The sequence below is a fragment of the Nonomuraea endophytica genome, assembly GCF_014203235.1.
In the GTDB taxonomy this organism is placed as follows: Bacteria; Actinomycetota; Actinomycetes; order Streptosporangiales; family Streptosporangiaceae; genus Nonomuraea; species Nonomuraea endophytica.
This window is the reverse complement of sequence record NZ_JACHIN010000022.1, coordinates 1-2,638: the sequence shown is the minus strand read 5'-3', so window position 1 is coordinate 2,638 and position 2,638 is coordinate 1. Positions and strand designations below refer to the sequence as shown.

Sequence of the window (2,638 nt, the reverse complement as noted above, 5' to 3'; positions counted from 1 at the left end):
CGAGGACCACGATCGTCATCACGACGCGGACCACGGTCGTAGCCGCCCTCACGCTGCGGACCCCGGTCATCCCGGCGAGGACCGCGATCGTAGCCACCCTCACGACGCGGACCACGATCGTCATCACGACGGGGGCCCCGATCATCCCGACGGGGACCACGGTCGAAACCACCGTCGCGACGCCCGCCGCTCCCGAAGTCCGGGCGCTCGGCGAACCCGCGCGAATCCCGGTCCGGGAAAGCCCGCCGCGGCGCATCGCCCTCGCGACGCGGACCACGGTCGTACCCGCCCTCACGTTGCGGACCCCGGTCATCGCGGCGAGGACCGCGGTCGAACCCGCCCTCACGACGGGGACCCCGGTCATAGCCACCCTCGCGACGGGGACCGCGATCGTAACCGCCCTCACGACGAGGACCACGGTCGGAGCCGCCACCCTCGCTACGAGGACCGCGGTCGTAACCGCCTTCTCGCCGCGGCCCGCGGTCATCCCGACGGGGGCCACGGTCGTAGCCGCCTTCCCGGCGACCCTCCCGTCCCCGGTCGTCGGAACGGAACGGACGGTCGCCCTGGTTTCCGCGCGAGTCGCGGGAGCCGTACCCGCCTCTGTTTTCGTCTGGGCGCTTGTCTCCGTCGCGGGGGCCGTCGCCACGCCCGCTCTGTCCGCCGTCCGATCCGTTATCTCTGTTCACTTCTGGTCCATTTCGTTGGCTCACTCCGCGGACCCGTGTCTCACCCAACGGTCCACTGTGGCTGCCCGCACCGCGGGTCTTACGCGAAGAAGGCCACCCGTGGTGGGGTGGCCCGGCGCACCCAGCCTAGCAAGCTCCAGCAGTTGACCGACCCGGGCCAATATTCTGTCGCTCCCGAAGAGCGGCTCCAGCAGGATTGCGGCATGTCGCTACGCCCGTACGAGATAGCCGAAGCCCGCCACCGCATCCTCAACCCTTTCACCGAAGACAAACTCGATCTCCTCGGCGAGGTCTGTCACCCCAGCCCAGGGGCCCGGCACCTCGACCTGGCCTGTGGCAAAGGCGAACTGCTCAACCTCTGGTCCAGCCAATACGGCGTACACGGCACCGGCGTTGACCTCAGCGAGGTCTTCCTCACCGCCGCCCGCGAACGCGCGAATGAGCTCAACGTCACCGACCGCGTGCGATTCATCCACTCAGAAGCCGCCACCTACGCCAGCAAAAGAGCCGAACCCAGCACCTACGACATCGTGTCCTGCATAGGCGCCACCTGGATAGGCGGCGGCCTCACCGGCACCTTGGACCTCATGCGCCCACTGTTGCGCCCAGGCGGTCTGATCCTGGTAGGCGAGATCTTCTGGAACACAACCCCACCCCCAGAGGCCGCCTCAGCCCTGGGCCTCGACAACCACCCCTGCGTCTCGCTCGCCGCCACCGCCGAACGCATCGAGCAATCCGGCTTCGAACTCCTCGACATGATCCTGGCCAACCCCGACAGCTGGGACCGCTACACCGCCTCCCAATGGTGGACGATCAGCGACTGGCTCCGCGACAACCCCGACGACCCGGAGGTTCCCGCCATGCGCGACTTCCTCCGCCAATGCCGAACTTCCCATCTCGAGTACGGCCGGCAGTACCTCGGCTGGGGCGTCTTCATCCTCCGCCCAGCCATACCTTTGCCCAACCCATAAACCAGATCTCCCCCACATCAGGGGATATATCCAGACATGGCAACTGCATCCACGCACCATGGCCCGGCCTTCCGCCAGGAATCCGGCTGGCTGACCTTCGCCGGGATGCTCGGCGTCGTGCTGGGCGTCTTCAACGCCATCGAAGGCCTGATCGCCCTGTTCCGCGACGACTACTTCATCACTCCGGCCGGCCGCCTACTCGTGTTCGACTACACCACCTGGGGCTGGATCTGGCTCGCGGTCGGCATCCTGCAGATCGCCGCGGGCGCCGGCATCATGGCAGGCCAAATCTGGGCCCGCGCGGTAGGCGTCATCCTCGCCGCCCTGGCCATGATCGGCCAATTCGCCTTCGTCCCCGCGTACCCGATCTGGTCCATCATCAGCATCGCCCTGTGCGTAGTCATCATCTACGGCCTGATAGCCGCCCCCCGAAACGCCACCGGCTAACCCACGCCCGCGCCCGCACACATTGCGCCCCTCACGCCCGGCGGAGGTACTCGCCGCACCGGCGCCAGACAAGCGTGGTGTGCGCGGACAAGCGTGGGTGTGTGCGCGGGAAGGTGGAGCACCCCGCCTGAGCCGCCGTATGGGACGCCGTGCGCGTTGCGCCGTGCACACACCACGCGAAGGTACTCGCCGTACCGGCGCTACAAGCGTGGGTGTGCGCCGGGAGGCGGAGCACTCCGCCTGGGCCGCCGTGCGCGTTGCGCCGTTCACGTCCGCGGGGGTTCTCGCCGTACCGGCGCTACGAGCGTGGGTGTGCGCGGAGGGGACACCCCGCCCGGGCCGTGTGGTGGACGTGGGCCGTGCGGCAGAGGCGCATGTGTGGAAGGGCAGCCCGCAACGCACAAGCGTGCAACGCGAAAAAGGGGTCCGACCAGTCGGTCGGACCCCTTCTCCATGAAATATTGTGCGGCGGTGACCTACTCTCCCACACCCTCCCGAGTGCAGTACCATCGGCGCTGAGAAGCTTAACTT

The 2,638-nt window shown here is 68.0% G+C and carries 3 protein-coding genes and 1 rRNA gene; 2 read left to right on the top strand and 2 right to left on the bottom strand.

Features of this window, described 5'->3' with window-relative positions; translation table 11 throughout:
* Positions 1-649: Maf family protein (locus HNR40_RS48130; protein ID WP_221341721.1), on the bottom strand; the 649-nt coding region annotated here is incomplete at its 3' end.
* A 183-nt stretch (positions 650-832) separates the two neighbouring features.
* Here HNR40_RS48130 and HNR40_RS48125 point away from each other — a divergent pair.
* Together HNR40_RS48125 and HNR40_RS48120 are read left to right on the top strand one after the other, a co-directional pair.
* Positions 833-1,660, top strand: coding sequence for an SAM-dependent methyltransferase (locus tag HNR40_RS48125; protein WP_246510731.1), 828 nt, complete (start codon positions 833-835; stop codon positions 1,658-1,660).
* Between the two features lie 36 nt (positions 1,661-1,696).
* Positions 1,697-2,107, top strand: a complete 411-nt coding sequence (locus HNR40_RS48120) for a DUF7144 family membrane protein (RefSeq protein WP_184974021.1) — start codon at positions 1,697-1,699, stop codon at positions 2,105-2,107.
* 463 nt (positions 2,108-2,570) lie between these two features.
* Here HNR40_RS48120 and rrf read toward each other — a convergent pair.
* A 5S ribosomal RNA gene (gene rrf, locus HNR40_RS58150) occupies positions 2,571-2,638 on the bottom strand; the annotation flags it as partial.